This window comes from Geothrix edaphica (assembly GCF_030268045.1).
GTDB classification, from domain to species: Bacteria; Acidobacteriota; Holophagae; order Holophagales; family Holophagaceae; genus Geothrix; species Geothrix edaphica.
This window is the reverse complement of sequence record NZ_BSDC01000002.1, coordinates 576,732-602,439: the sequence shown is the minus strand read 5'-3', so window position 1 is coordinate 602,439 and position 25,708 is coordinate 576,732. Positions and strand designations below refer to the sequence as shown.

The 25,708-nt window shown below is 70.2% G+C and carries 23 protein-coding genes and 2 tRNA genes; 10 read left to right on the top strand and 15 right to left on the bottom strand.

The genetic code is table 11. The features are described from left to right. Window positions 1-64: 64 nt before the first annotated feature. Window positions 65-1,975, bottom strand: a complete 1,911-nt coding sequence (locus QSJ30_RS10570) for a CocE/NonD family hydrolase (protein ID WP_285609005.1) — start codon at window positions 1,973-1,975, stop codon at window positions 65-67. A gap of 174 nt (window positions 1,976-2,149) precedes the next feature. Here QSJ30_RS10570 and QSJ30_RS10565 point away from each other — a divergent pair, with 174 nt between their 5' ends. Both QSJ30_RS10565 and aguB read left to right on the top strand, forming a co-directional pair. Beyond that, a complete protein-coding gene (locus QSJ30_RS10565) occupies window positions 2,150-3,175 on the top strand; it encodes an agmatine deiminase family protein (RefSeq protein WP_285609003.1) in 1,026 nt (341 codons plus the stop codon). Next, entirely contained in the window at window positions 3,172-4,041 is an 870-nt protein-coding gene (aguB, locus tag QSJ30_RS10560; RefSeq protein ID WP_285609001.1) for an N-carbamoylputrescine amidase, read from the top strand. The genes QSJ30_RS10565 and aguB overlap by 4 nt, the downstream gene beginning before the upstream one ends. 17 nt (window positions 4,042-4,058) lie before the next feature. Here the strand turns inward: aguB and meaB are convergent, their stop codons facing one another. Further along, window positions 4,059-4,997: a methylmalonyl Co-A mutase-associated GTPase MeaB gene (gene meaB / locus QSJ30_RS10555; RefSeq protein ID WP_285608999.1), complete on the bottom strand. Its 939-nt coding sequence runs from the start codon at window positions 4,995-4,997 to the stop codon at window positions 4,059-4,061. Window positions 4,998-5,099: 102 nt separating this feature from the next. Between meaB and QSJ30_RS10550 the strand changes: the two genes are divergently transcribed. From QSJ30_RS10550 to QSJ30_RS10535, 4 genes are all read left to right on the top strand, one after another. Further along, window positions 5,100-5,504, top strand: coding sequence for a hypothetical protein (locus QSJ30_RS10550; protein ID WP_285608997.1), 405 nt, complete (start codon window positions 5,100-5,102; stop codon window positions 5,502-5,504). Between the two features lie 16 nt (window positions 5,505-5,520). Then, window positions 5,521-6,642, top strand: coding sequence for a hypothetical protein (locus QSJ30_RS10545; RefSeq protein WP_285608995.1), 1,122 nt, complete (start codon window positions 5,521-5,523; stop codon window positions 6,640-6,642). Window positions 6,643-6,657: 15 nt separating this feature from the next. Further along, window positions 6,658-6,734, top strand: a tRNA-Pro gene (locus tag QSJ30_RS10540). A 366-nt stretch (window positions 6,735-7,100) separates the two neighbouring features. After that, on the top strand, window positions 7,101-7,364 hold the full coding sequence (locus QSJ30_RS10535) for a hypothetical protein (protein ID WP_285608993.1): 264 nt from the start codon (window positions 7,101-7,103) through the stop codon (window positions 7,362-7,364). A gap of 60 nt (window positions 7,365-7,424) precedes the next feature. On the opposite strand, the gene QSJ30_RS10530 is transcribed toward QSJ30_RS10535, so the two are convergent. The 6 genes from QSJ30_RS10530 to QSJ30_RS10505 all read right to left on the bottom strand — a co-directional run bounded on the left by QSJ30_RS10530 (window position 7,425) and on the right by QSJ30_RS10505 (window position 13,009). Beyond that, window positions 7,425-8,408, bottom strand: coding sequence for an alpha-ketoacid dehydrogenase subunit beta (locus QSJ30_RS10530; protein WP_285608991.1), 984 nt, complete (start codon window positions 8,406-8,408; stop codon window positions 7,425-7,427). Between the two features lie 11 nt (window positions 8,409-8,419). Continuing rightward, window positions 8,420-9,391, bottom strand: coding sequence for a thiamine pyrophosphate-dependent dehydrogenase E1 component subunit alpha (locus QSJ30_RS10525; RefSeq protein WP_285608989.1), 972 nt, complete (start codon window positions 9,389-9,391; stop codon window positions 8,420-8,422). A gap of 49 nt (window positions 9,392-9,440) precedes the next feature. Then, window positions 9,441-10,415, bottom strand: coding sequence for a c-type cytochrome domain-containing protein (locus tag QSJ30_RS10520; protein ID WP_285608987.1), 975 nt, complete (start codon window positions 10,413-10,415; stop codon window positions 9,441-9,443). Between the two features lie 13 nt (window positions 10,416-10,428). Then, window positions 10,429-10,998 (bottom strand): hypothetical protein, encoded by a 570-nt coding sequence (locus QSJ30_RS10515; RefSeq protein WP_285608985.1) that lies wholly within the window; start codon window positions 10,996-10,998, stop codon window positions 10,429-10,431. Between the two features lie 143 nt (window positions 10,999-11,141). Further along, complete coding sequence (locus QSJ30_RS10510) at window positions 11,142-12,488, bottom strand: GAF domain-containing protein (RefSeq protein ID WP_285608983.1); 1,347 nt, start codon at window positions 12,486-12,488, stop codon at window positions 11,142-11,144. Next, window positions 12,485-13,009 (bottom strand): hypothetical protein, encoded by a 525-nt coding sequence (locus tag QSJ30_RS10505; protein WP_285608981.1) that lies wholly within the window; start codon window positions 13,007-13,009, stop codon window positions 12,485-12,487. Before QSJ30_RS10505 ends, QSJ30_RS10510 begins: the two co-directional genes overlap by 4 nt. A 144-nt stretch (window positions 13,010-13,153) precedes the next feature. On the opposite strand from QSJ30_RS10505, the gene QSJ30_RS10500 reads away from it, so the two are divergent. After that, entirely contained in the window at window positions 13,154-13,549 is a 396-nt protein-coding gene (locus QSJ30_RS10500) for a bacteriohemerythrin (RefSeq protein WP_285608979.1), read from the top strand. A 324-nt stretch (window positions 13,550-13,873) separates the two neighbouring features. Here the strand turns inward: QSJ30_RS10500 and QSJ30_RS10495 are convergent. Continuing rightward, window positions 13,874-13,950 (bottom strand) — tRNA-Arg (locus QSJ30_RS10495). A gap of 68 nt (window positions 13,951-14,018) precedes the next feature. Between QSJ30_RS10495 and QSJ30_RS10490 the strand changes: the two genes are divergently transcribed. Beyond that, window positions 14,019-14,621: a DUF4337 domain-containing protein gene (locus QSJ30_RS10490; protein WP_285608977.1), complete on the top strand. Its 603-nt coding sequence runs from the start codon at window positions 14,019-14,021 to the stop codon at window positions 14,619-14,621. 46 nt (window positions 14,622-14,667) lie between these two features. Here QSJ30_RS10490 and QSJ30_RS10485 read toward each other — a convergent pair whose 3' ends face one another. The 5 genes from QSJ30_RS10485 to QSJ30_RS10465 form a co-directional block, all read right to left on the bottom strand. Continuing rightward, on the bottom strand, window positions 14,668-15,501 hold the full coding sequence (locus tag QSJ30_RS10485; RefSeq protein ID WP_285608975.1) for a hypothetical protein: 834 nt from the start codon (window positions 15,499-15,501) through the stop codon (window positions 14,668-14,670). Between the two features lie 25 nt (window positions 15,502-15,526). After that, window positions 15,527-16,945, bottom strand: a complete 1,419-nt coding sequence (locus tag QSJ30_RS10480) for an NCS2 family permease (RefSeq protein WP_285608973.1) — start codon at window positions 16,943-16,945, stop codon at window positions 15,527-15,529. 28 nt (window positions 16,946-16,973) lie between these two features. Then, window positions 16,974-18,254 (bottom strand): uracil permease, encoded by a 1,281-nt coding sequence (gene uraA / locus QSJ30_RS10475; RefSeq protein ID WP_285608972.1) that lies wholly within the window; start codon window positions 18,252-18,254, stop codon window positions 16,974-16,976. Between the two features lie 206 nt (window positions 18,255-18,460). Continuing rightward, a complete protein-coding gene (locus QSJ30_RS10470) occupies window positions 18,461-19,972 on the bottom strand; it encodes a putative bifunctional diguanylate cyclase/phosphodiesterase (protein WP_285608970.1) in 1,512 nt (503 codons plus the stop codon). A gap of 99 nt (window positions 19,973-20,071) precedes the next feature. Continuing rightward, entirely contained in the window at window positions 20,072-21,577 is a 1,506-nt protein-coding gene (locus tag QSJ30_RS10465; RefSeq protein ID WP_285608963.1) for an aminotransferase-like domain-containing protein, read from the bottom strand. 136 nt (window positions 21,578-21,713) lie between these two features. On the opposite strand from QSJ30_RS10465, the gene QSJ30_RS10460 reads away from it, so the two are divergent. Further along, window positions 21,714-22,778, top strand: a complete 1,065-nt coding sequence (locus QSJ30_RS10460; RefSeq protein WP_285608961.1) for a hypothetical protein — start codon at window positions 21,714-21,716, stop codon at window positions 22,776-22,778. Here the strand turns inward: QSJ30_RS10460 and QSJ30_RS10455 are convergent. Continuing rightward, complete coding sequence (locus tag QSJ30_RS10455; protein WP_285608959.1) at window positions 22,775-23,449, bottom strand: cupredoxin domain-containing protein; 675 nt, start codon at window positions 23,447-23,449, stop codon at window positions 22,775-22,777. The genes QSJ30_RS10460 and QSJ30_RS10455 overlap by 4 nt on opposite strands. Before the next feature lie 53 nt (window positions 23,450-23,502). On the opposite strand from QSJ30_RS10455, the gene QSJ30_RS10450 reads away from it, so the two are divergent. Then, window positions 23,503-25,656 carry a serine/threonine-protein kinase gene (locus QSJ30_RS10450; protein ID WP_285608957.1) on the top strand — a complete coding sequence of 718 codons (2,154 nt, stop codon included), beginning with the start codon at window positions 23,503-23,505 and terminating at the stop codon, window positions 25,654-25,656. Window positions 25,657-25,708 lie beyond the last annotated feature (52 nt).

Below are 25,708 nucleotides of genomic sequence, written 5' to 3'. Positions count from 1 at the left end.
CTGGTTCTTCGCCACGCGTCAACCCGACCCCCGAGCCAGACCAGGTGCTTCCTGCCTGATTGCCCTACTGCCTTGGGGGCCGCGCAAGATCGAGCAGGCCCACTGACACCCCGCTCGGCCGCGCGGCATCGTGGAAGACGGTGTGGGTGGCCTTCTGGTAGTCGCCGGCCTTGGCCTTGTTGATGTCCATGAACACCTGGGGATTGCGGTCCATGAGGGGGAACCAGGTGCTCTGGACCTGCACCATGACGCGGTGTCCCTTTTTGAACGTGTGGAAGATGTCGTTCATGGACCAGGCCACGCGGGTGGGCTGGCCGGGGACGAAGGGCGCGGGCGTGGACAGGCTGTCGCGGAACTTGCCGCGCATGACCTCGCCCCGCACCAGCTGCTGGTAGCCGCCCATGGGGTTGGGTGTGCGATCCCAGGGGAGGCCGCTCTCCCTGAAGTCCGGGTTGTGGAAGTCGTCCGGGTAGACATCGATGAGCTTCACCACCCAGTCGGCGTCGGTGCCCGTGGTGGCCACGAAGAGCTCCGGTCGCAGGGGGCCGGCGAGGGTCAGGTCCTCAGCCAGGGGTTCGGTCTGGAACACCAGCACGTCCGGCCGGCGGCCGGCGAAGCGCTGGTCGGCGACCATGTAGTCCTTGGGCATGCCGATGGCCACCTGTTCCGTGAAGGGGACGGGCTTGGCGGGATCCGAGCTGAAGCTATCGGCGCCGCCGCCGGGCGCCGGCGGCGCCAGGGAGAGACCGCCCTCGGGCTGAAGGTAGAGCTTCGCCTCCCGGGCCTGCTTCGGCGGCCAGGCCTCCAGCTGGCGCCAGCGGTTGGCGCCGGTCTCGAAGACGGTGGCCTTGGCCAGGGCGGGGGCCTTCGCCTCCTTCAGGTGCTGCATGAAGAAGTGGAAGAGGACTTCCGTCTGGAACCAGGAGGAGGTGTCGGCCCCGAACTGCACGGGGCCGAGGTGGTCGCCCTTGCTGCGCTCCCAGCCCCCATGGAACCAGGGGCCCATGACCAGCCGGCTGTCCGTGGCGGGGCTCTGGCGGCCCAGGGTCTTGAACACCTGGAGGGTGCCGTAGAGGTTCTCCGCGTCGAACCAGCCGCCCACGGTCAGCACGGCGGGCTTCACGTCCTTGAGCTGGGGCCGCGGGTTGCGGGCCTGCCAGAAGGCGTCGTAGTCCGGGTGGTCCAGCATCTCGTTCCAGAAGGGCACATCCTTCGTGTACTGCCGCGTGTCGCCCGTGGGGCCCAGGCGCAGGAACCACCCGTAGCCATCCGAGGTGCCGTGGTGGAAGGGCCGGGGCCATTCCGCCGTGGGCTTGGGCCGGGGCTGCCCGAAGCTCACCATGAAGTTGAAGGCATGGGGCAACCACAGGGCCCCGTTGCGGTGGAAGTCGTCGCCCGCGAACCAGTCCGTGATGGGGGCCTCGGGTGACACGGCCTTGAGGGCCGGATGGCCCGACAGCATGCCCACGGCCGTGTAGAAGCCGGGATAGCTGATGCCCCACTGGCCGGCGCGGCCGTTGTTCCCCTCCACGTGCTTCAGCAGCCAGTCGAGGGTGTCGTAGGTGTCCGTGCTCTCATCCACGGCGGCCCCGCTCACCGCGCGCTGGGGCCGCATGTTCACGAACTCGCCCTCGGACATCATCCGGCCGCGCACGTCCTGGTACACGAAGATGAAGCCCTCCTTCTGGAAGGGGGCCGAGGGGCCCAGGTGCTCCGGGAAGGCGTCGGCGCCGTAGGGGTACACGCTGTAGGGCGTGCGCTGGAGGAGGAAGGGGTAGGTGCGGGTGGTGTCCTTAGGCGTGTAGATGGCCGTGAAGAGCTTCACGCCGTCCCGCATGGGGATCTGGACCTCGCGCTTGGTGTACTGGGCGCGCACCTCGGCGGGCCCCGCCGCCGCATCCTGGGCCGGCGCGCTCGCCGCGCCGAGAAGGAGAACCGGGACGAGCGCGGCGCGCAGGGCGCGGATCAGGGACATGGAGGCTCCGGGGCGAGGCATCATGATAAGCGGCATGAAGGGCCTCCGGGGGGGTCCTGTCCTTGCAGCAATAAGGTCTGCCGAGGCGCAATAAGCCTCGACGGGAGAAGGCCCTTTTGCTGAACTGGAGGGTGCTTCCATCGGGAGCCGCATCCTATCCAGGGGTTCCGCGCCATGTCCCAGCCGACCTACCGACAACCCGCCGAGTGGGCCCGCCACAGCGCCTGCTGGCTGGCCTGGCCCAGCCACGGCCACCTCTGGCAGGAGAACCTGGCCCCGGCCCGGGCGGAGTGGGCGGCCCTCTGCCTGGCCATCGCCGAGGCCGGCGACGAGGCCCTGGACATCCTGGTGCAGGACGCCGCCGCCGAGGCCGAGGCGGGCACCGCCCTGGCCCCCGTGCTGGGCCAGGTGCGCTTCCATCGGGTGCCCGTGGGGGACATCTGGCTGCGCGACACGGCGCCGATCTTCGTGGAGGATGGGGCCGGCACCTTGCACGCGGCCTGCTTCGGCTTCAACGGCTGGGGCCGGAAGTACCTGCTGCCCGACGACGACCGGGTGGCGGGCCGCGTGGCGGCCCTCAGCGGCGCCCCCCGGATCGACCATGCCTGGATCCTCGAGGGCGGGTCCGTGGAGGTGGATGGCGAGGGCACGGTGCTCACCACCCGCCAGTGCCTGCTCAATCCCAACCGCAATCCCGGCCTGGACCAGACCGAGATCGAGGCCGCCCTGCGCGACGGCCTCGGCGCCGAGAAGGTGCTGTGGCTCGACGAGGGCCTGCTGAACGACCACACGGACGGCCACATCGACACCCTGGCCCGCTTCGTGGCCCCGGGCGTGGTGGTCTGCATGGAGGCGCAGGAGCCCGGCGATCCCAACGCCGCCACCCTGGACCGCCTGGCCGCGGACCTGGGAGCCCTGACCGACGCCCGGGGCCGGCGGCTCCAGGTGGTGTGCATCCCCTCGCCTGGCGTGGTACGGGACGAGGATGGTGAGCTGATGCCCGCCAGCTTCGTGAACTTCTACATCGGCAACCGCAGCGTGGTGGTGCCCACCTACGGCACGGCGTACGATGACGAGGCGGTGGCAGCCCTGGCGCCGCTCTTCCCCAACCATCGCGTCCTCGGCCGGTCCGCCCGTGCCATCCTCAGCGGGGGCGGCGCCTTCCACTGCATCACCCAGCAGCAGCCGGAGGTACGATGAGCGAATCCAGGAGCCAGCCGGCGAGCCTCGTCCGGGTCGCCGCCCTCCAGTGCGCCTTCACCGACAGCCTCGAGCAGAATGTCGCCCGGGTGGAGGGCCTCGTCCGCGAAGCGGCAGCCACCGGCGCCCACGTCATCCTGCCTTCGGAGCTGTTCGAGGGCCCCTACTTCTGCCGCGAGGAGAAGGACGCCTTCTTCGATTGGGCGAAGCCCGTGGCGGGCCATCCCACCCTCGCCCGGTTCCAGGCCCTGGCGAAGGAGCTGGGCGTGGTGATCCCCGTCTCCTTCTTCGAGCGGGACGGCCACGCCTTCTACAACAGCCTGGCCATGGTGGATGCGGACGGCGCCCTGCTCGGCGTCTACCGCAAGAGCCACATCCCCGACGGTCCGGGCTACGAGGAGAAGTTCTACTTCCGGCCCGGCAACACCGGCTTCAAGGTCTGGCCGACCCGCTTCGGGAAGCTGGGCGTGGGGATCTGCTGGGACCAGTGGTACCCCGAGTGCGCCCGGGCCATGATGCTGCTGGGCGCAGAGATCCTGCTCTACCCCACGGCCATCGGCACCGAGCCCGAGAACCCCGAGCTGGATACCAAGGATCTGTGGCAGCGGGCCATGATCGGCCACGCCGTGTCCAACGTGGTGCCCGTGGTGGCCGCCAACCGCATCGGCCTGGAAGGCGACCAGACCTTCTACGGCCACTCCTTCATCGCAAACCATCGCGGCGACAAGGTGGCCGAGCTGGGCCGCAGGGAATCCGGGGTGATCACGGCAGACCTGGATCTCGACGAGATCCGCCGCAACCGCGCCTCCTTCGGCTTCTTCCGGGACCGCCGACCGGAGCTCTACGGCATCATCACCCAGGCCTGAACCGGACGCCTGGGAGGTCAGCCTTCGCCGAGGATGTCGGCCACGGCCGTGTAAGGATCCAGGCTGCGGTCGGCGATGGCCTGGATGGCCGCCTCGAGCCGGGCGGGGCCGGCCTGGGCCCGGGCCCGGCGCAGGGCGGCCTCGGCCAGCAGGGACTCGAAGCGCAGCCGGGCCCGCTCCCGGGCCTTCCGGGCCAGGCCGCCGTGGGCCCGCAGCCAGGCGCCGTGCCCGCGCACCTGCGCCAGCAGCTCCGCCACGCCCTCGCCCCGCTGGGCCACGGTGCGGAGCACCGGCGGATCCCAGGGCCGCGTGGCCGCCATGGACTTCATGGCCGTCAGCTCCTGTTCCACCTGATCGGCCCCATCGCGGTCGGCCTTGTTGATCACGAAGAGGTCCGCCACCTCCATGATGCCGGCCTTGATGGCCTGGATCTCGTCGCCCATGCCCGGCACCAGCACCACACAGCAGGTCTGGACGCAGGCCACCACGTCGACCTCGTCCTGCCCCACGCCCACGGTCTCGACGATCACCGTGTCGAAGCCCGCCGCGTCCAGCAGGTCGATGGCGTCCTGGGTGGCGCGCGCCAGCCCGCCCAGGGCCCCGCGGGTGGCCATGCTGCGGATGAAGATGCCCGGATCCGCCGCGATGCGCTGCATGCGGATGCGGTCGCCCAGGATGGCACCGCCGCTGAAGGGCGAGGTGGGATCCACGGCGAGGATGCCCACCTTCTGGCCCTCGGCCCGCAGCGTCCGGGCCAGCTGGTCCGTGAGGGTGCTCTTCCCGGCCCCCGGCGGGCCTGTGATGCCGATCACCGATGCCCCGCCCAGGTGGGGCCAGAGCCGGGCCATCAGATCGCGGGCTTCGGGGTGGCCATTTTCCATCCAGGAGATGGCCCGGCCCAGGGCCCGCGGCTCCCCGCGGCGCAGGGGCTCCAGGAGATCGGAACAGGAAGGCATGGGCCCAGGATGCCAGCACCCCGGCAGGACGGAAACTCGCAGGCCGGATCTGGTTGCGGTACCCTAACCCTTCCGGCCCGGGCCGCAGTAGGACCATCAACGATGATCAAAGGGCTGAAACCCTCCCATGACCCTGCCTCCGGGGACGCGACGCCGGAGGCTTCGCCGGCCAGGCCCCCCGTCCGGCTCACCAAGCGGGCCCCTGTCGTCCCCCCGGACCCCAAGGCGCCCCGGGAGAAGATCTGCGCCGAGTGCGGCCTGCGCTTCAAGGTGGAAACCGGCCAGAAGTTCTACCTCTGCCCCGACTGCTACCGCCGCTCCTTCTCCTACAAGCGGAAGGGGGGGAAGGACGCCGCCCGGGTCCTGACCCACATCACCTGCGCGGCCTGCGGCGCCCAGGAGTACCTGCCCTTCATCCCCGAGGAGCCCGCCAAGGCCCTCTGCCGGGCCTGCTTTGCCAAGGAACGGCCGGAACCCAAGGCCCCTCCCCGGCATTCCCGTTCATGAGCCAGGAGACCTTCTGATGCGCGTCGCCCTCCTCCTTCCCCTGCTGGTCACCGCCTCCCTGCTGCCCGCCCAGGGCCCCGCCCCCAAGCCCGCGGCCCCGAAGGCCGCCGCCAAGACCGAACCCACCTCCGAGACCGCCCGCCGGGTCTTCCTCCAGGTGCTCGACGCGGTGGACGCCGGCTGGTTCGGCCAGCCCTACCAGGGCATCACCTCCGTGGAGATGCAGGGCACCCTTGGCATCGGCCTGAGCGGCGCGGCCGTGAACCAGAAGGTGGACAGCCTCAGCCAGGGCCAGGTGAAGGGCAACAGCCAGGGCGGCCAGGCCAACCTGCGGGTGAAGGGCACCTATTTCGCCAACGGCGACTTCCGTACGGACCTGGCCGGGGACTTCGGCACCCTGCTCTACACCCGCCGCGGCACCCGGGGCTTCCTCTACAGCAAGGAGCAGAACGCCTACACCACCCGCGTGGACCTGCCCCCCTCCGACGCGCCCCGCACCTACATGGCCTGGTTCCGCCAGACCCTGAACGACATCAAGGCGGTCTACATCGACGCCCCCACCTTCAAGGCGAGCGTGGCCGGGGAAGAGACCAGCGGGGGCCGGACCCTCCAGCGCCTCGTCTTCAACGCCCCCACCAAGCCCTGGGACGCCAAGCGGCGGGAGCAGAGCATGGCCCAGAGCCTGGGCTTCTGGAAGCGCGGCCGCCTGGAGGTCCTCGTGGACAAGGCCACGCAGATGCCCCAGCGCCTGGACTTCCGGAACGACGAGCAGGGCGTCCAGACCCGCATGGACTTCAGCTACGGCGCCGGCAACAAGCTCCAGGCCGTCAACATCTCCAACAGCAGCCGCGGCATGGAGGGGCCGGGCTGGCTCCGCCTGGGCTACGGCGGCGACGGCCTCATGTCCCACGTCGCCGGCGAGCTGGCCAGCCAGGACAAGAAGGTCTCCTTCGCCATGGATCTCGCCTGGTCCAAGACCCGCACCCCCAACGAGCTCATCGCCATCCCCCCCGCCGGCGCCACCAAGCGCGGCCGCGAGGACCTGGAGATCCAGCTCATGGTGGGCCTCGCCTCCCGGATCTTCGACCTCCAGCGCGCCGGCCTCAACCTCCGCAGCGTCGCCATCGGCGGAAAGTAAGTAGACTGGACCCATCGGAGCGTGGCGCAGCCTGGTAGCGCATCTGCTTTGGGAGCAGAGGGTCGCGAGTTCGAATCTCGCCGCTCCGACCAATGGGTTCCAACAACCGCCTGTCGGCGAGATTCGAACTCGCGAGTGGACTTTCGAAGGCAGGACTTGATGTCCTGCCGTAGAAAGGCCGGCGGCTGGCAAAGCCAGACGCAGTTCGAATCGCGCCCTGGTGAGTCGGCGCGAAATACGGAGAACGGCAGGCGGCTGAGTGTTGAAGCCACCTTTAGTAGGAGCGCCAGAGCAAGACCAGCGGCTGGCGAAGCCTGGCACCGTTCGAATCCCGCCCAGGGCGAACCCAAACTTAACAAGAATTAACACAATACCTACATTGAGCCGGTTCGATAATGGGCCTGACGGTCATCTGCCTGGATGCCGAACCTTCCCCTCTCAACCGCTCGAGGTCAGACATGAAGCTCGTCGAGGGGGCCCAGGCCGGGTCCAAGAGGGGAGAAACCAGAACACGGCTGTTTTCCCAGCCAAGGCTGATCACCCGCCGCAGTGATCAAGTCATCGAAGCGCGCGACGGATTCGGCCGCCTCCTCGCCCACTACAACCCCAAGACCAACGAGATGCGGGATTGCCGCGGCGATCTGCTCGGAACCGGCAATCGGCTCCATCGGATCCTCCTGTCGCTGGGGCCCATCCTGCATCCTGGACCAGCGGATCACTGAGTCAGGCCTCCCGATGCCTTCCGGGTGTGGCACAGCCGAAGGCACCGGCTCGGAACCACCTCACCAGATCGGCGCCGCCTCCAGGGTCCGGGCCACGAGCCCGGCCGCGGCCCCGACGATGGCGTCCGCCTGGGGGGCGAAGGCCTGCTCCAGGGGATAGCTGGCGGGGGCCGGGGCGTCGGGTCCCGTGAGGCGGATGATGGGGGCCCGCAGGGCCTCGAAGGCCTGCTCGGAGATCAGGGCGGCCACCTCGGCGCCCACGCCGCAGAGGCGGCTGGCCTCGTGGACGATGACGACGCGACCCGTCTTGCGGACGGAGGCCAGGATGGTGGCCTCGTCTAGGGGCTTGAGGGTGCGCAGGTCGAGGACCTCCGCGGAGACGCCCTGCTCCGCCAGGGCCTCCGCGGCGGCCAGGCAGGTGTGGACGGTCTTGGCGTAGGAGATGAGGGTGACGTCGCTGCCTTCGCGGCGGATGGCGGCCTGGCCCAGCGGGATCAGCGCCTCGTCCTCGGGCACCTCGCCGGGCGCGAAGGCCAGGCCGATGTCCATGAAGAAGAGCACCGGGTTCTCGTCGCGGATGGCCGCCTTCATGAGGCCCTTGGCGTCGGCAGGCGTGGACGGCATCACCACCTTGAGGCCGGGGGCGTGGACGAACCAGGCCTCCAGGTTGTGGTTGTGCTGGGCGCCGACGCTCCAGCCGCCGCCGGTCATGGCCAGCGCCACCATGGGGAAGGAGAACTGGCCGCCGGACATGTAGCGCAGCTTGCCCGCGCTGTTCACCAGCTCGTCCATGGCGAAGCAGAGGAAGGGCGCGAAGAGCAGGTCCACCACCGGGCGCAGCCCCGTGGCGGCGGCGCCCGCCGCGGTGCCGGCGATGATGCCCTCGGCCAGGGGCGTGTTGCGCACGCGCTGAGGCCCGAAGGCCTTGAGCAGGCCCTTGCGCTTGGTGGCGGTGCCCTCGCCGAACATGAGCACGCGGGGGTCGCGGGCCATCTCCTCGTGGAGGGCGGCTTCGACGGCGTCGTGGAAGGTCATCTGGGTCATGGATCGGCTCCTCAGGCGTAGACGCCGGCGGCGAGGTCGGAAGGATCGGGATAGGGGGAGGTGGAGGCGAACTCGGCGGCCTCGTCGATGGCGCGGCGGGCCTCGGCATGGAGCACTTCGAGATCGGCTGTGGTCAGCTCGCCGTCGGCCAGGAGGCGGGCCTCCAGGCGGCTGATGGGGTCCTTGGCCATCCAGGCCTCGAGCTCGGCGGGGTCCACGTAGGACTGGTCGTGGGGCTCCATGTGGCCGCGCTGGCGGTAGGTCCAGGCCTCCAGCAGGAAGGGGCGGCGCGTCTCGCGCACCTGGGCCGCGGCATGGAGGGCGGCCTTGCGCACGGACTCCACGTCGTTGCCGTCCACGGTGAGGCTGTCGATGCCGTAGGGCGCGGCCCAGGGGGCCACGTGGTCGCCCACCATGGTCTCCTTCCGGTGGACGAAGGCCTGCCACTGGTTGTTCTCGCAGACGTAGAGCACGGGCAGGTTCCAGACCGACGCCAGGTTCAGCGATTCGTGGAAGATGCCCTCGCAGGCGGCCCCATCGCCGAAGAAGCAGACGACGATGCCCTCGCCGCCCAGCATGGCGCGGGACAGGGCCACGCCCGGAGCCAGGGACAGCTCGCCGCCCACGATGGTGGAGGTGAGTACCACGCCCAGCTCCTTCACGGAGATGTGCAGGGTGCCGCTGCGGCCCTGGCAGTAGCCCGTGCTGCGGCCCATGACCTCGGCCAGCATGCGGCCGGGGTCGGCGCCGCGGGCCAGCAGGTGGCCGGCGCTGCGGTGGTTGGTGAGGATCTGGTCCTCGGTGCGCAGCGCGGAGACCACGCCCACGGCAGCGGCCTCCTGCCCCACGGAGGTGCAGACATTGGGGAAAGGACCCGCGGCGTGGAAGGCCACGATCCTCTCTTCGTAGGCCCGGATGCGCAGCATGGCCGCGAGCAGCTCCGGGCGGGTGGGGCCGGGTTGGGGGGTGGTGGACAGGCTCATGCGGACCTCCGGGACGGGGGGTGGGAAGGGCGGTTGGGAGAGAGGGGCGTCAGTGGGACGGTACGAGGGGCAGGTCGGCGATCCAGCGGCGGACATGGTCCACGGCGGCCCGGTCCACGCGCACGGTGCCCAGGGGCGGCATCTGGGCCACGGGGTTGCGCGAGGCCATGCGGTGGAGCAGGGCGCTGCGCTCCGGGTGGCCGGGGCTGAGGATGCGGCTCTCGGGCTGGCCGGGCACGGGGAAGCTGCCGGGCGCCAGGGCCGTGCGGAGGGCGGCCTGGGGGCGCAGGTCCAGGTCCAAACCCGGGATGGGCCGGTCCGCCCGGTGGCAGGTGGCGCAGTTGGCCTGGAGGTAGCCCAGGGCCGTGCGGGTGGCGGGTTCCGCCTCGATGCGGGGCGGCCGGGTGAGGAGGTCCGGCCGGGCGCCCTGGAGGAGGCGTCGGGCCACCAGCTCCTTCAGCGTGACCATGCCGGGGCGGAGGGGCTCCCCGTGGAGGGCCCCGGGGTCCCGGTCCGGGGAGAGCTGGAGGGCCGTGAAGCCCAGGACCTCCACCCGCTCCTGACCGTGGCAGTCCCGGCAGTCCGCCCGCGAGGGGATGCCATGGCGCAGGCCCGGGGCCACCTCGGCGGCATCCGGCAGCCCGCCTTCGGGCACGAGGACGGCGTCTGTCTGCGCCTCGTTCCAGGCGTAGCTGGCGAAGACCCAGGTCCTGGGCCCGGTCTTCCAGAGCAGGCGCGTCTCCACCTTGCGGCCCCCGAAGGCGAACTCCTTCCAGGCCTTGGTGCCCACGGGGAACACCCAGCCCGCCTCGTCGCGGCCGTCGATGGCCGCCGGCAGGTGGATCCACCGGGCCTTGGCGGCGCCGTCGGTCCACAGCGGGTACTGGGGCGCGTAGGCCAGGTTCCGGGCCGCTACCACGCCCGGAGCGGCGTAGAGGCCGGTCTGGGAGAGCAGGCGGGGCGGGGCTGGCGCCTTCGCCCACACAGGCGTCAGGGCCAGGACCGGAAGGAGGAGGGCGCGCATGGCAGGGTCCGGCTCAGTGCATGGGGATGGGCGTGGCGGCCGGCTCGATGGGCACGGGCACGCGGTTGTGGACGGCCGGGATGGACTGCAGGTAGGCGAAGATGGCCTTCAGGTCCGGCTCGCTCACCAGCTGGAGGTTCTGGACGGGCATGGGGGGCAGGATGGGGCGGCCCTGGCCCAGGTGGCGGCGCGTGCGCACCATCTGGAGGAACTGGGCCTCGGTCCAGCTGCCCAGGCCGGTCTCCTTGTCGGGCGTGAGGTTGGCGGAGTAGCTCACGCCCCAGGGCCCGGTGAAGGCGGTCATGGTGAGAGAGCCGGCCCAGCCCCAGGGCCCCTCCGGCAGCTTCGGCGCCGGGGGCATCTTCAGGGTGTCGGGGTGGCCGGACAGCATGCGCGTCATGTCCGGCTCGGGGCCCTTGGCGCCCATCTTCAGGGGCGTGTGGCAGTCGTGGCAGCCCGCGATCGAGACCAGGTAGGCGCCGCGCCGGATGAGCTTCGGCTGGGCGGGGGCCGCGGCCTGCGCCAGGCTGGCGCCGAGGAGGAGGCCGAGGGCGGCCAGGGGGAAGGAGCGGTTCAGGGTCATGGTGTGCCTCATCAGGAAGGTCGGGACTCGAAACCCGATGAGGGATATATGCCACCGATGACGAATGGTTTATTTGTTTTTTCCACCCTTAAGAAAGAATTAGCAAGCCTTTAAGAAGGTTTTAAGAAGTGGCAGGTCCAGGGTCAGGTGCCGAGATCCATATCCTCCAGCTCCAGGGGCCGGCCCACCAGCAGCCGGAAGCGGCCCCGGCCCGTCTTCTCCAGCTGCACACAGGCCTGACGCTCCGCCAGGCGGCGATGGAGCAGCACGAGACGGGCCTCCAGGTTGTCGCTCTGGTCCGGCAGGCGCACCCGCGGATCGGCCCGCAGCTCGCGGTTGCTGAACTGGGTGCGGCCCAGGGCCTGGTAGTCCTGCAGGAGCGTCCAGAGGATGTTCCCAGCCACGCCCTTGATGAGGTAGTCGTCCCCCAGGAAGATGCTGTCGTTGGCGGCGTAGTGCCGCACCCGCAGGGGGGGGCCGGCGGGCGGAGGGTCGCGGGGGACCCCGGACTGAGCCTCGTCGGCCAGTTCGAGCTCCGCCAGGAAGAGACGGAAGAGGCCCCCCACCTGGGTGGCCAGGGCCACCAGCGCATCCTCGTCCGCGTGGGTGAACCGCATCTCCGTGGGGCTCTCCACGAACAGCACGCCCAGCGGCTCGCGGGCTCCGGGGATGGGCACCGCCAGCTGGCTGCCTGGGGCCGCCAAGCCCGGGAAGGGGATCTCCGTCTCCAGCCGGTCGCCGAGGCCCTGCCGCTCGGCTCCCTCCCGCATGGCGAGGCCGTAGGCATACTCGGAGGTGACATGTGAGATGCGGATGGGCACCCGCTCCCGGGCCGCCACGCCGATGACGCCGTCGCCCACCTGGAGCTCCGAGCCCACGCCCGAGGTCGGGTAGCCCCGGCTGGCCACGGTGTAGAGCCGGTCCCGGCCGGGATCCAGCATCATCACCAGGGCCTGCTCGATGGCGAAGTGGGCCTGCAGGCCGTCCAGCATCGCATCCAGGAGGGACTCGGCATCGGGGCTCAGGGGCAGCCGCTCCATGCAGGTGCGCAGGGCCAGGAGGGGATCCACGGCGGGGAGCGGGGCCGGCAGCGTGCTGCCCGGCACCACCTCCGCCCGCTCGATGCGGTAGATGTCAGAGCCCAGCAGGCGGAACACGCCGCTCATCCCGGTGTGGGACGCGATCCCCGCCAGCTTGGCCTTCATGGATTCGAAGATCGGCCCTTCGCTCTCCGTGCGCTGGTAGGTCAGGTGGACCCGGTACTGCTGGGCGGTCTGGGGGTGGATGAGGCCCAGGGTGACCCGCGGATTCGCGAGCAGGTTCTGGTGGGTGCGGTTGAAGAACTGGTAGGAGAGGGCCAAGTGGCGGTCGTCCAGGTACTGCCCCTGGGACATGTAGGCCACGTTGGGCGTGCCGTCCGGGGCGCAGGTGGAGACGACGCCAGGAATGACGCCATCCAGGCAGTCGCGGAGGGCGCGGACGGGGATCATGGGGCCCCCGCCGCCGGAGGGGGCATCAGGGCCGGGATCAGGGGTGTTCCAGCCTGGGCCCCCGGTGTCGAGTTGAAGAGGGCCGAGGGCGTGAAGGTCAGGGCCACCAGGGCCTCGTCGGGGCAATCGAGCAGGGTCCGGACCATGACTTCCGTGAAGCCCAGGAAGACCAGGCACTGGGCGAAGGCCGCGCGGTAGGCGTTGACGCAGGCGAGGTCGCCCTCGCCCAGAGGGGCGAGCCGGGCGTCCCGGCCCTTGATCTGGACCGTGCGGTGGGTGGGGGGCTCGCTGAAGACCACGGCCAGGGCCCCGCTCCGCGTGGCGTCCCGGACCAGGTCCGCGGCCTGGGGCGCGGCGAAGAAGACGGTGATGCGGCCCGCATCGGGCTCCACACGGCAGCCGAAGGCGCGGCAGAGGCTGGGGACGCCCGTGGCGCTCGCCGAGCCCGCGTTGATGGAGACGCCGCCCGCGATGAAGCGGGCCAGGTCTGGATCGAGCTGGAGGGTCGGGTGGGCCGGCATGGGGGGATGATTTTATCCAATCTTCATCCGCGGGTGGGGCCGACGAGCGAAGGCCGAGGGCCCGTCCCGGGGCGAGTCTTCCCGATGCCCTGGTATTCTTTGGGTGTGAAGCCCACCCCTGCCATTCGAAGCGCGCGCCCTCCCGTGCGCTGGCGCCGCCAGCTCGAAACCGGGCTGGCGACCATCGACCAGCAGCACCGGGAGCTCTTCGATGCGCTGGCCCGGCTGGCCAGCGACTTCGAATCCGACGCACCGAAGCACCAGCTGGACGAGGGGTTGGCCGCCCTGGCGCGGCACCTCATCAAGCACTGCCAGACCGAAGAGACCCTCATGAAGGAAGCAGGGTTCGCCGATCGCATCGTCCACGCGAACCAGCACCAGGACCTGGTCCTCCGGGTGCGCGACCTCCACTACCGGCGGGCGAAGGGGCAGGACCTGGGCCTGGAGGCGGTCGCCCTGGTCGCCGAGTGGCTGGACCAGCACATCTGCGAGTCGGACCTGGCCATGGCGGGCTGCCTGAAGACCCTTCATACGGCCTGAGGTCGCGGGTCCAGCTGGCGCACGGGTGGGCGCCGACCCACTTCACGCTGGGCTCGAACCGCCACCTGCTGGCCCCGGCCATGACGGCGCCGGGCCGACATCAAGTCGGCCCTCTGCCCATGGCCTACCGGGCCGCAGGTGTTTCTCGCTGGTCCGAGTCCAGCTAGGCGCACGGGTGGGCGCCGACCCACTTCACGCTGGGCTCGAACCGCCACCTGCTGGCCCCGGCCACGACGGCGCCGGGCCGACATCAAGTCGGCCCTCTGCCTATGGCCTACCGGGCCGCAGGTGTTTCTCGCTGGTCCGAGTCCAGCTAGGCGCACTTGGTGCGCCTAGCTGGACTCGAACCAGCGACCTACGGCTTAGAAGGCCGTTGCTCTATCCACCTGAGCTATAGGCGCGCGAGGGATAGTCTAGCGGGTCCGGCTGGCGGGCCTTGTCCTAGACTGGGGGCCTCAAGGAGACCGCCATGCCGGAGACCCTCGACCCCATCCAGGATGCGGTGCAGGACCACGCGGCAGATAGCCGCTTCAACGGGTTCATCGCCCTCTTCGTGGCGGTGGTGGCCACCTTCATGGCCCTGTGCAACGTGAAGGACGGCAACGTCGTCCAGGCGATGCAGCAGTCCCAGGCCAAGGCGGTGGACCAATGGGCCTACTACCAGAGCAAGAGCACCAAGCAGCACATCGCCGAGAACGCGGTGGAGATGCTGAGGGTCCAGCTCGACATGAGTCCGGGGTTGAAGCCGGACCTGCGCGCGAAGGTGGAGGCCCGGATCGCCGCCCAGGAGGCGGCCGGGAAGAAGTACGAAAAAGAGAAGGAGCAGATCCGGGCGCAGGCGGAGCAGGCTGCCAAGGACTACGACGCGATGAACGTCCATGACGACCAGTTCGACCTCGCCGAGGCCTGCCTGAGCGTGGCCGTGGCACTGGCGGGCGTCACGGCCCTCACCCGCAAGCGGTGGCTCTTCGCCGTGGCCGGAGTCTTTGCCAGCATCGGTTTCATCTTCGGGTTGGCTGGGTTCCTCCACTGGAACCTGCACTCCGACCTGATGGCCAAGCTCCTGGGGTGAACGGAATAGGGGGCCGAGAGGCCCCCTTCCTGACCTCCGAAGCGGCTCAGAAGTGGATCTGCAGCTGGGCCATGGGGGCGGTGACGCGCTTGTTCGTGGCGGGGGCGGGGCCGTCGTGGTTCGGGCCGCCGAACTTGTTGTTCCAGTACTCGAAGCCGGGGCCGACGTAGACCTTCTTCTTGGTGCCGAAGAGGGGGCTGATGTCGAACATCAGGGAGAGGTTGGCGAGGGTCTCGGGCTTGGTCTCGACGCCGAAGCCATCCTTGCCCTTGGGGCCCTCGTAGTTCGCGTAGCCCTTGAACTCGGCGCCCACCCCGCCCATCTGGAAGGGGATGCCCCAGGCGGCGGTGAGGTAGTACGTGGTCTTGTAATCCACGGACCGGCCCACGATGCCGTTGTAGTTCTGCTCGTGGCAGGCGAGGAGGCCCAGGTCGAAGAAGCCGGCCGGCACCTTGAAGTGGAAGGTGGGGCCGGCCACCAGGAAGCGCTTCTTGGAGGCGAAGGCGTTGTCCTTGGCGTTGAAGTCGAAGCCGGCGGTGAGCGAGATGTCGCGCACGGGGCCGAAGCCGAGATCGGTCTTCGTGAGCTTGCCGAGGCTTAGGGAGCCGCGGTAGAGCGCGTAGACCTCGTTGGCGCCGCTGTTCCCGCTGGCGGTGGGGTCGTTCCGGTCGGACATGAGCATGTCCACGTTGAAGAAGTTGGTGCCGTAGGCCCAGCCGCTGACGTGGCCGAGCTGGAGGATGTTCTTCTTCACGGTGCCGTCGATGCCGGGCTCGCGGAACTGGGTGCCGGTGCGGTAGCCGATGAAGGTGTCGCTCCAGTCGGCGGCGCCGAGGGGCAGGGCGGCCGCCACGAGGAGGGCGAGGGCGAGCTTGGTCATGGGTTCTCCAGGTTGGGGCGGGGTCCTAGGCGGACAGGAAGAGGAGCTTGAGGAGGAAGATCACCGAGAGCACGAGGATGATCGGGTTGATCTCCTTGAAGCGCCCGGTGGCGGCCTTCAGCACGGTGTAGGCGATCATGCCGAGGGCGATGCCGTTCACGATGGAGAAGGTGAAGGGCATGACGATGACGGCCAGGTAGGCGGGGATGGCGTCGGTGACGTCGTCGAACTTGATCTCCTTGATCTCCGACAGCATGAAGAAGCCGATCATCATGAGCGCCGGGGCCGTGGCCTGGAGCGGCACCATGAGGAAGAGGGGCGACAGGAACAGCGCCAGGGCCAGCCAGCCCGCCACGACGAGAGCCGTGAGGCCCGTCTTGCCGCCCTCGGCCACGCCCGAGGCGCTTTCGATGTAGGCGGTGATGGCCGTGGTGCCGAACATGGAAGCGAAGGTGGTGCCCACCGCATCGGCCATGAAGGCTTTCGACGCGCCGGGGAACTTGCCGTCCTTGTCCAGCAGCTTGCCCTGGGCGCCGATGCCCATGAGCGTGCCGATGGTGTCGAACATGTCCACGAAGAGCAGGGTGAACAGGATGATGAAGATGTTGATCATGCCGCCCAGGGACTTCGTCCAGCTCCAGTCGTACTGGAACATCCTGGGCCAGCTGGGCAGCTGGAAGATCGTGCCCTTGGGCAGGTGGGTGAAGCCGCCGCCCAGGCTCACGGGCAGCAGGCCCGCCAGGGTGATGGCCAGGATGCCCAGGAGGATGGCGCCCTTCACGCGCTTGGCCACGAGCACGGCGATGAGGAAGAGCCCCACCACGGACCAGAAGGCGGGCGTGAGGTGGCCGTGGTCGAAGAACTTCGCGATGAAGAGGTTGTTCACGTCATGCAGGCCGAAGAGGGCCGCGGGATCGTTCTTGAGCACGGGGAAGATGGTGTCGGGCTCGAACTTCAGGCCCACCTGGGTCACACCGGAATCCACGAAGCCGATGATGGCGATGAAGAGGCCGATGCCCACGGAGATGCCCTTCTTCAGTGAGAAGGGAATGGCGTCCATGAAGGCTTCGCGCACCTTCATGGCGCTGAGGGCGATGAAGACGAGGCCTTCCAGCAGCAGGGCCGTGAGGGCCACCTGGATGGTGTAGCCCATGCCGCCCTGGTTGGCCGGGGCGCAAACAGTAAATGCGAAGAAGGCCGAGAGGCCGATGCCCGAGGCGAAGGCGATGGGCAGGTTCGCGTAGAAGGCGCCGATGAGGGTCGAAAGGATGGCGCAGACCACGAAGGCCGTGAAGCCCACATTGGGCGCAATGCCCGCCACCTTGAGGAAGGCGTTCGGGATCAGCGAGATTACGTACGCCATCGAGATGAAGGTGGTGGTGCCCGCGAGCACCTCCGTGGCCACCGTCGTGCCCTTGGCCTTCAGGCCGAAAAACCGTTCCATGCGGTACTCCTCGAAAGGGGTGAAGGGATCAGGACTGGGTTTCGGTGTCGTTGCTGAGGCCCAGGTGGTCGAGGGCCCAGAAGAGCAGGCTGAGGGCGATGGCCACCACGGTGCCCAGGGCCATGCCCTTGAGCTCCACGGTGCCCAGCTTCACGGCCGCGCCGCTGATGCCGCTGATGAGCACCACCGAGGTGAGGATCAGATTGCGGGACTGGGTGTAGTCCACCTTCTTTTCGATGAGCATGCGGATGCCCGCGGCGGCGATGACGCCGAAGAGCAGGATGCAGACGCCCCCCATGACGGGCACGGGGATGCTGCGGATGAGGGCCGCCAGCTTGCCGGAGAAGGACACCAGGATGGCGATGATGGCAGTTCCGCCGATGACCCACACGCTGTAGACCTTGGTGATGGCCATGACGCCGATGTTCTCGCCGTAGGTGGTGTTGGGCGTGGCCCCGACCAGGCCCGACAGCACGTTGGAGATGCCGTCGCCCAGCAGGGAGCGGTGCAGGCCGGGATCCTTCATCAGGTCCTTGCCCACGATGTTCCCGGTCACCACCAGGTGGCCCACATGCTCCGCCAGCACCACCAGCGCCGCGGGCAGGATGATGAGGATGGCCTGCAGGTTGTAGGTGGGCGCGTAGAGGGTGGGCACCTGGAACCAGGGCGCCAGGCGCACCGACTGGAAGTCCACCACGCCGAGGCCGAGGGCGATCACGTAGCCCGCGATGACGCCCAGCAACACGGGGATCACCGCCAGGAACCCGCGCAGGAGGATGGAGGCCAGGATGGTCACCGCCAGGGTGGACAGCGACACCACCAGGGCCAGGCGCAGCGGCATGCCCAGCACGGCGGGGCCGGCCGTGAGGCCCGCCATGTTGGTGGCCACGGGAGCCAGCTCCAGGCCGATGATGGCCACGATGGCGCCCATGGCGGCCGGGGGGAAGATGATGTCGATCCACCGGGTGCCCGCCACGCGCACCACCTGGGAGAGCAGCATGAAGATGAGGCCGAAGACGATGAAGCCGCCCTGGGCGGCGGAGTAGCTGAGGCCTGCCGCCAGCACGGCGAAGACCGGCGAGAGGAACGCGAAGCTCGAGCCCAGGTAGGCGGGGATGCGGCCCCTGGCCACGACCAGGTAGATCAGCGTGCCCACGCCGTTCATCAGCAGGCAGGTGGCCGGGTTCACCTTGAAGAGGAAGGGCACCAGCACTGTTGCGCCGAACATGGCGAACAGGTGCTGGAGGCTCAGGGGCACCGTCTGCAGCAGGGGCAGGCGTTCGTCGACGTCGATGGTGCGGCGCTGCATGGGGGCCTCGATGGGTGGGACCCTGCCGAAGCGCCATGGGAATGCGCCGATCTCCGGGGCCCGGGGAAGGGTCCGTACGGTCCGGAGGCACAGGGACACCTTGATTCTTCCGTGCCCGCGGGCAGGCCAATGTCACATTTTGTTTTTTACAAGCCCCCCAGGCGGGGGCCGGCCTCTGCGGCGGAGGCCCAGGAGCACCGGGGCCGCTACCGGGCTCCGCGTCCCCGGCCCGCCGGGACCGCCCGGACGACCTTGACTTCCTCCTGCCCGCGCGCGGCCTTCTTGAGGAACTGCTTCGTGGACATGAACTCCAGCATGGCCTCGAAGGCGTCCGCGGGCAGGGGCCGGCCCAGCAGGAAGCCCTGCAGGCAGTCACAGCCCAGCAGCTCCAGCATGTCCCGCTGACCCTCGGTCTCCACGCCTTCGGCCACCACGGTGAGGTTGAGGCTGTGGGCTAGTTGGATGACGGCCCGCACGATGGCCTCGGACGAGAGCCCGGGGTCCTCGGAGGTCAGCGCCGCGATGAAGGACTGGTCGAGCTTCAGGGTCGTGATCGGCAGGCGCTGGAGGTAGCCCAGGGAGCTGTAGCCCGTGCCGAAGTCGTCGATGGCGATCCGGGTGCCGATCTCGCGCAGCCGGTGGAGCGGCGCCAGGTCCTCGTGGCCCTGGCGCATCACCATGCTTTCCGTGAGCTCCAGCTCCAGGCAGCCGGGATCCAGGCCCGTGTCCGCCAGGGCCCGCGCTACGCAGGCATCCCAGTCCCCGTTGGCGAACTGGAGGACGGACACATTCACCGCGAGGAGGAGCGGCGAGGGGCTGATGGCCTGCCACTTGGCCATCTGGCCGCAGGTCTCACGGAGGGCCCACTCGCCGATGGGCAGGATGAGGCGGCTCTCCTCGGCCAGGGGGATGAACTTCACGGGAGGAACCGATCCCAGGAGGGGATGGTTCCAGCGCATGAGCGCCTCGGCGCCGGCCAGGCGGCCGTCCATGAAGAACTGGGGCTGGTAGTACATCTGCAGCTCGCCGTTCTGCAGGGCGGACCGCAGGCAGCTCTCCAGCTCCTGGCGCTCCAACGAGACCTCGTTGAGGGTGCTGGTGAAGCACTCGATGCGACCGCCGCCGCGCTCCTTCGCGCGGACCAGGGCGGACTCCGCGTGGGCCTCCAGCACGTGCGGATCCATGCCGTCGTTGGGGTAGACGCAGACCCCGATGCTGGCGGTGAGATCCAGCTCCCGGGACCCGGCGCGGAAGGGCGCCTGGAGGGCCTCCAGCAGCTTCTGGCCCACCCGGGCCGCCGCCACCACATCCTTGATCTCCGGGAGCAGGACCAGGAACCGGTCGCCGCCCATGCAGGCCAGCGTGTCGCCCTGGCGCAGGGCCTCCTGGAGGCGCTGGCCCACCAGCCTCAGCACCTCGTCGCCGCCCGAGTGCCCCAGCAGGTCGTTCACGCGCTTGAACCGGTCGAGATCCATGAGGAGGAAGGCGACGATATGCCCATGGCGCTGGGCCACGAGCAGGGACTGGGAGAGCCGGTCCTCGAAGTGGCGATGGTTGGGCAGCCCGGTGACGGCATCGAGCAGGCTCAGTTCCGACACCCGCTGCTCCAGGGCGTTGATGCGCCGTTCCGCGTTGCGGAGGCGCCCGATCGCATCGAGACGGTCGATCTTGAGCATGAAGCCCCTGAGATCCAGACCGTGGGGGCGCTCGTTCGGCAAATGGGCTCCAGATGGCAGTTAAAGCCTAAGCCACGAATCCGGAACGTGCCAGGAGGAATGGATTGCAGCAGGGAAAAAACGGTCGTGACGCCGGGAACCTCATCCCTGGGGGCCGCCGCCCCGGGGGAGCGCGCCGCCGGGGCGCACCTCCTTCAGCGCGAGGGCCATGCGGGCGCAGGCTTCGTTCTGCTCGTCGAGGCTGTGGGCCGCGAACCCCAGGCAGATGTGGGGAAGCGTCCGGCGGTGCAGGTCGTAGAGGGCCCCGGGGTAGAAGACCACCCCGTGGGCGAGGCAGCGCTCGGTCCAGGCCTCGAGCGGCACCTCCTCGGCCACGCGCACCCAGAGGGACAGGCCCTCCCGCGGGTTCTTCACGGAGATGGCGGGATGGAGGTGGAGCAGGAGGCGATCCACCATGGTCTCCCGCCGCTCTTCGGTGAGCTTCCGGATGCGCCGCAGGTGCCGGACGATCTCGCCATCGCGCAGGGTCTCCTCGATGGTGGTCTCCTGGACCAGGTTCCCGGGCCAGTCCACCAGCTGCCGCTGCTGGGCCAGGGCCTTGATGAGGCCCGCCTCCCCCGCCAGGAAGCCCACCTGCAGGCCCGGCGCGAGGATCTGCTCGAAGCTGCTGAAGTAGAGCACCCGGCCCTGGGGATCCTCGCTGGCCAGGGGCAGGCTGGGGTTCTTCTCCCGGTGGAAGCCCAGGCTCGGGTCGCCCTCCAGGATGCGGAAGCCATGCGCCGCGGACAGCTCCAGGAGGCGCCGGCGCCGGGCGGGATCCAGCGTCACCTGGGTGGGGTGCTGGGGGCTGGCGGTGAGGTAGAGCAGGCGGATGGGCTCCTGGATCAGCAGCGCCTCGAGGGCCTCCACATCCAGCCCGTGGGCGTCCACGGGGACGGGAAACAGCCGGGCGCCGGCGGCCCGGAAGGCCTCGGCCACCCGGAAGAGTCCCGGGTTCTCCACGGCGACGGCATCCCCGGGGGCGAAGAGCACGCGGGAGACGAGGTTCAGGGTGCTCATCAGGCCGCGGGTGAGCAGGAGGTTGCCGGCCTCCACGGACAGGCCGCGCATGTCGCGCAGCATCTTGCAAAGGGAGCTCCGCAGGTCCAGCAGCCCCCGGGGATCCCAGCCGGGCTGCAGCAGCCGCTCGGGGTGCAGCTTGAGCACCCGGCCGTAGGCCCGGTGGATGGCGTCCGTGGGCGCGAGCCGCAGGTCCGTCGTGTCGGGGATCAGCTGGAAGGATTCCAGGGCCGGGGCCCCCGGCTGGAAGAAGGGCCCGCCGCGGGGCGTGGCGCGTTTCCAGGAGGCCGAATCCTGCGCGGAGATCCCCGCAGCGACCTCCAGGACGAAGGGCAGCTTCCGGGCCACGAAGGTGCCCCGGTCCGGGGCGACTTCGATCCACCCCTCCGCCTCGAGCTCCCGGTAGGCGGCCAGGGTGGTGTTCCGGTTCACGCCGAGCTGGTCGGCCATGGCCCGGGTCCCCGGCAGGGCATCCCCGGGCTTGAAGCGGCCGTGCCGGATGCCCTCCTCGAGGGCCTTCACCAACTGGAGGTACAGAGGCTCCGCCTTGGTTCGATCCAGCGCGATGGCAAGATCCCAGCTGCCCAACCTGGACCTCCGTGGCTCGGGCCAGGATCCGATTGCGGGCGGGCCCCGTCAAGGCGGGCCGGAGCAGTTGCGGCCGCGACGACCTTCGCCATTCCAGGGCACTGGACTACCATCCACGGAAACCCCGAGCCCCCGGATGATGCTTCCGATCCGCCGCTGGACATTACACCTGGTCGCCGCCCTCGCCTTCGGCCAGGAGGCCGCGCCCTTCCCCCAGGAGCCACCCGGATTCTGGCAGCCCGCCTGGGAGCTGACGCTGCGGGGCGACCAGCTCTCGGATCCGGGCCAGGCCACGGAGTCCTTCCGCCGCGCGGGGGCCCAGCTCCGGCTCCGCTGGTCCTGGGACCTGCCGGCGCTACACCTGGAGGCCGGCAGCCGCTCGGCCCTGGGCTCGGACGGGAATCGCCTCAATCCGCCCCGCTGGGACCAGCAGCCCTCGAATGGAACCCAGCTGGACGTGGCCCACGCGGCGCTCTCCTGGGTCACGGCGCGGACCTTCGGCACCCTGGACCTGGGGCTGCAGGAGAGCCGGCTGCTGTCCTCCCAGGCCCTGTGGGACCGGGATCTCCGCCTGCTGGGCGCCGGCGGCACCGCCGGGGTCCGCGGCCCCGGAGGGGCGCTCCAGGAGGCCAGCCTCCGCGGGATGACGGGCCGGGTCCGGACCATCCTGGGCGGCCAGGTGGATCTCGCCGCAGCCCAGGTGGTCCTGAAGCTGGACACCGGGCCCTGGTCCTGGACGGCCCACGTGGGGCGCTGGGACCTTGCCTGGGATCCGGCCGACGAGCGCCTCCGCCGCCTGCCCGGCCACAGCCCCACGGAGCGGCAGCGGATGCGGGTAGACGCGGGCGGCGCCGCCGCGAAGTGGAACACGGTCTTCCCGTGGGAGATCCGCTGGTTCCGGTCGGGCAACCGGGAGACCCGGGAGACCAGCGAGGAGGTGCAGGCCACCGCCGGCAGCCGCGAGCGGGTCTACTGGCCGCAGGTGTCCCTCACCTGGCAGCGCCTCTCCTCCACGGGCACGCTCTATCCGGTGAACGGGGACGAGTGGTGGTTCTACCGCCGGGCCCGGGGCCCGCGGCTGGACGTCGCCCTGCCGCTCCCGGGGCAGTGGATCGTCTCCGTCGTGTACCTCCGGCAGCGGACGGACGGCGAGGAGTACCGGATCACCCGGACGATGCTGGTTCTCATGAAGCGGTTCTAGTAGTTCCGGTCGTCCGCCGGGGGGGCGTAGTCCCGGCCGAACTTGTTCTTGTGGGGCTCGAGGGCGGGCAGGGAGACCTCGAGCTCCCAGGCCCCCTGGGTGGGGCCATCGCCGACCGCCACCGTCCAGGTCCGGTCGCCGGCCTCGGGATGCCAGAGGCGGAGCCGGTAGGTGCCCGCGGGCACCCGGTCGAACCGCACGCCCGACCGGCCGTCGAGCACCTGCGCGAAGGGGGTGCTGACCACCCACAGGAACGCGTTCATCTGGTGGTGGACGTTGCAGTAGAGCTTCACCAGGCCAGGGTTCGCCACCTTGACCCTGGGTGCGTCCCCGGGCCGGTACTGTCCGGTGTCGAACCGGTTCCCCTGGGTCACGCTGAACACGTTGTGGAGGATGTGGTCCAGGTTGGGGAACGTCACGTCGGTGCCGGGCGTGGCGATGGAGACGCGGGGGTGGAACTCCTTCCCCACCGTGCGGATGACGAGGGGCTTCGACGGCCCCGCCGCCGGGACCGGGGCCTCGATGGGCTCCAGGATGGCCACGCAGTCCTTCAGTGAGGCCCGGAACCGGCCGTCCTTCTCCCGGAGCCGCACCGGGCCCTGGACGCTCCCGGCAAGCAACGGCACGGTCAGGGCCAGGACGGGCAGACCGTGAGCGGGGGTTCGGAACATGCTTGGCATCCAGGGTAGATTCGAGGCAAGTATACCGACCCCGAGGAAGGCCCATGCCGCCACCCATCAGCTGGTACCGGACGCTGGCGTGGACCTTCTTCACGCGGCAGGCGGCGGCCCTCCTGGCGCTCCTGTCCATCATCCTCTGGGTGGCGTACAGCGAGGCCGAGCGGGGGGCGCGGGCCATGGCGAGCGACAGCCTCTCCGCGGGCGGCTATGTCCTGGACCGGGCCTTCGAGCAGCAGGGCCGGTCCATGGATGCGGGGCTGGAGGTCTTCGCGCAGTACTCGGGCAACCTCGCCCTCGTGGAGCAGGCCCTGGAGACGGGCGCCTCCACCAGCCTGGCGGACACCCTGGTGGAGAACCTGCCCCGGCTGAGCGCGGAGGTGGCCCTCGTCGTGAAGCCGGACGGCACCCTCCTGGCCGCCACGGCCAGGGGCGCGCGCCCCGCCTTCCCGGACGCGGGGATCCTCCAGATGGCCCTGGCCCCGGAGGACGCCCGATCGGAGCGCCACCCGGGCCCCTCCTACCGGGGCTTCCTCCGGGTGGACTGGGGGGACCGGCCGGGGGTCTATCACGCGGTGGCGCGGCCCCTGACCTCGCCCGGGGGGAGCCCCCTGGGGGCCATGCTGGTGGGGACGCGGGTGGATGACCGGGCCGCCGGCGACCTCCGGCGGCTGGCCATCGCCGGGCCCCAGCGCGGCGATCCCTCCGCCCACCTGGCCCTGCTGAGCCAGTTCCGGACCCTGGGGACGACCCTCCCGGAGGCGGAGGCCCTGGACCGGCTCCTGGCGCGGGAACCGGCCTTCCTCGCGGTCCGGGCCCAGGTCCTGGATGGCCAGCGGTCCCAGGTGCTGTCCTTCAAGGTCGCCGGGCGGAACTACCTGGGGATGGTGTCCCCGCTGCGGGGCGTGAACGCCCTGGACCTGGAGATGGCGGATGTCCTGCTGATGCCCATGGACCCCCTGCTGGCACCCTTCCGCAACCTGCAGAAGGCCATCCTGGCCGTGGGGGTCGCGGGGCTCCTGGCCGCGCTGGCCCTGAGCCTCCGCTCCGCCCGGAAGGTGACGGCCCCCCTCGAGGCCCTGGCCACCGCCGCCCAGGCCCTGGCGGAAGGCGAACCGCCCGAGACCCTCGCCCTTGTGCCCACGCAGGACGAGGTGGGACTGCTCACCCGGACCTTCCGGTCCATGCTCGCCGAGCTGAGGGCCAAGGATGACCTGCTGGCCCTGCTCGAAACGACCCGGAAGGGGGCGGGGCCCTGGGTCCTCCCGAGCCCCCTCCCGCCTCCGACCGCGGAGGAGGCCACGCGGCGCCTGCGGCCGGCAGGTGCGGCCGAGGCGGCCGAGCCCCTCCCCGCCGCCCTCCAGGCCGGCGCCGTCTTCGCGAGCCGGTACCGGGTGGAGGAGCTGCTGGGCCGTGGCGGGATGGGCGTGGTCCTGAAGGTGCGGGACCTCCAGCTGGACGAGGAGGTCGCCCTGAAGGTCGTCCGGGCGGGTCTGGCCTCGGATCCCGCGTTCCTGGCCCTGCTCAAGCAGGAGATCCGCCTGGCCCGGAAGATCACGCACCGCTACGTCCTCCGGACCCACGACTTCGGGGAATGCGACGGGATCCCCTACGTGACCATGGAGTACCTGAAGGGGATCACCCTCCGGAGCCTGCTGGAGGGGCGGGGGCGCCTGCCGCTGGCGCTGGCGCTGCGCATCGCCCGTCAGGTCGCGGAGGGGCTGGAGGCGGCCCATGGGGTCGGGGTGGTCCACCGGGACATCAAGCCGGCGAACGTCCTGTTCGATGTGCGGGGCGACGCCAAGATCATGGATTTCGGCCTCGCCGCCCCGGTCGCGGCCGTGATCGCCCGGGAATCCGGGAACCTCATCGGTTCGCCCCGCTACATGTCCCCGGAGCAGATCCAGGGGGGGCCGGTGGACGCCAGGACCGACCTCTATGCCCTGGGGATCATGCTGTTCGAGCTGTGCTCGGGCCTGCCGCCCTTCGACAGCCCCAATATCAACGACCTCCTCGCCCTGCACCTCGAGGCGCCCGTGCCCGCCCTCGCGGACGCCCTGCCGGACCTGCCCGCCGACCTCGGCGCCCTGGTGGGCCGGCTCATGGCCAAGCGCCAGGCGGACCGCCCGCAATCCGCGGCGGAGGTGGTGGAGATCCTGAAGATGCTGGCGACCAGCGGCGGGGGCACCTCGCGGGTGTGAGGGCGGTGCGGGGCCTCCACCGGAGGGGTCCCCAATTCCAGACCGGATCTGC

Excerpts from the sequence above, each read along its gene's own strand:
- QSJ30_RS10570 (WP_285609005.1), bottom strand. The coding sequence starts at position 1,975 with ATGTCCCTGATCCGCGCCCTGCGCGCCGCGCTCGTCCCGGTTCTCCTT.
- QSJ30_RS10565 (WP_285609003.1), top strand. The coding sequence starts at position 2,150 with ATGTCCCAGCCGACCTACCGACAACCCGCCGAGTGGGCCCGCCACAGC.
- aguB (WP_285609001.1), top strand. The coding sequence starts at position 3,172 with ATGAGCGAATCCAGGAGCCAGCCGGCGAGCCTCGTCCGGGTCGCCGCC.
- meaB (WP_285608999.1), bottom strand. The coding sequence starts at position 4,997 with ATGCCTTCCTGTTCCGATCTCCTGGAGCCCCTGCGCCGCGGGGAGCCG.
- QSJ30_RS10550 (WP_285608997.1), top strand. The coding sequence starts at position 5,100 with ATGATCAAAGGGCTGAAACCCTCCCATGACCCTGCCTCCGGGGACGCG.
- QSJ30_RS10545 (WP_285608995.1), top strand. The coding sequence starts at position 5,521 with ATGCGCGTCGCCCTCCTCCTTCCCCTGCTGGTCACCGCCTCCCTGCTG.
- QSJ30_RS10535 (WP_285608993.1), top strand. The coding sequence starts at position 7,101 with ATGAAGCTCGTCGAGGGGGCCCAGGCCGGGTCCAAGAGGGGAGAAACC.
- QSJ30_RS10530 (WP_285608991.1), bottom strand. The coding sequence starts at position 8,408 with ATGACCCAGATGACCTTCCACGACGCCGTCGAAGCCGCCCTCCACGAG.
- QSJ30_RS10525 (WP_285608989.1), bottom strand. The coding sequence starts at position 9,391 with ATGAGCCTGTCCACCACCCCCCAACCCGGCCCCACCCGCCCGGAGCTG.
- QSJ30_RS10520 (WP_285608987.1), bottom strand. The coding sequence starts at position 10,415 with ATGCGCGCCCTCCTCCTTCCGGTCCTGGCCCTGACGCCTGTGTGGGCG.
- QSJ30_RS10515 (WP_285608985.1), bottom strand. The coding sequence starts at position 10,998 with ATGACCCTGAACCGCTCCTTCCCCCTGGCCGCCCTCGGCCTCCTCCTC.
- QSJ30_RS10510 (WP_285608983.1), bottom strand. The coding sequence starts at position 12,488 with ATGATCCCCGTCCGCGCCCTCCGCGACTGCCTGGATGGCGTCATTCCT.
- QSJ30_RS10505 (WP_285608981.1), bottom strand. The coding sequence starts at position 13,009 with ATGCCGGCCCACCCGACCCTCCAGCTCGATCCAGACCTGGCCCGCTTC.
- QSJ30_RS10490 (WP_285608977.1), top strand. The coding sequence starts at position 14,019 with ATGCCGGAGACCCTCGACCCCATCCAGGATGCGGTGCAGGACCACGCG.
- QSJ30_RS10485 (WP_285608975.1), bottom strand. The coding sequence starts at position 15,501 with ATGACCAAGCTCGCCCTCGCCCTCCTCGTGGCGGCCGCCCTGCCCCTC.
- QSJ30_RS10480 (WP_285608973.1), bottom strand. The coding sequence starts at position 16,945 with ATGGAACGGTTTTTCGGCCTGAAGGCCAAGGGCACGACGGTGGCCACG.
- uraA (WP_285608972.1), bottom strand. The coding sequence starts at position 18,254 with ATGCAGCGCCGCACCATCGACGTCGACGAACGCCTGCCCCTGCTGCAG.
- QSJ30_RS10460 (WP_285608961.1), top strand. The coding sequence starts at position 21,714 with ATGATGCTTCCGATCCGCCGCTGGACATTACACCTGGTCGCCGCCCTC.
- QSJ30_RS10455 (WP_285608959.1), bottom strand. The coding sequence starts at position 23,449 with ATGTTCCGAACCCCCGCTCACGGTCTGCCCGTCCTGGCCCTGACCGTG.
- QSJ30_RS10450 (WP_285608957.1), top strand. The coding sequence starts at position 23,503 with ATGCCGCCACCCATCAGCTGGTACCGGACGCTGGCGTGGACCTTCTTC.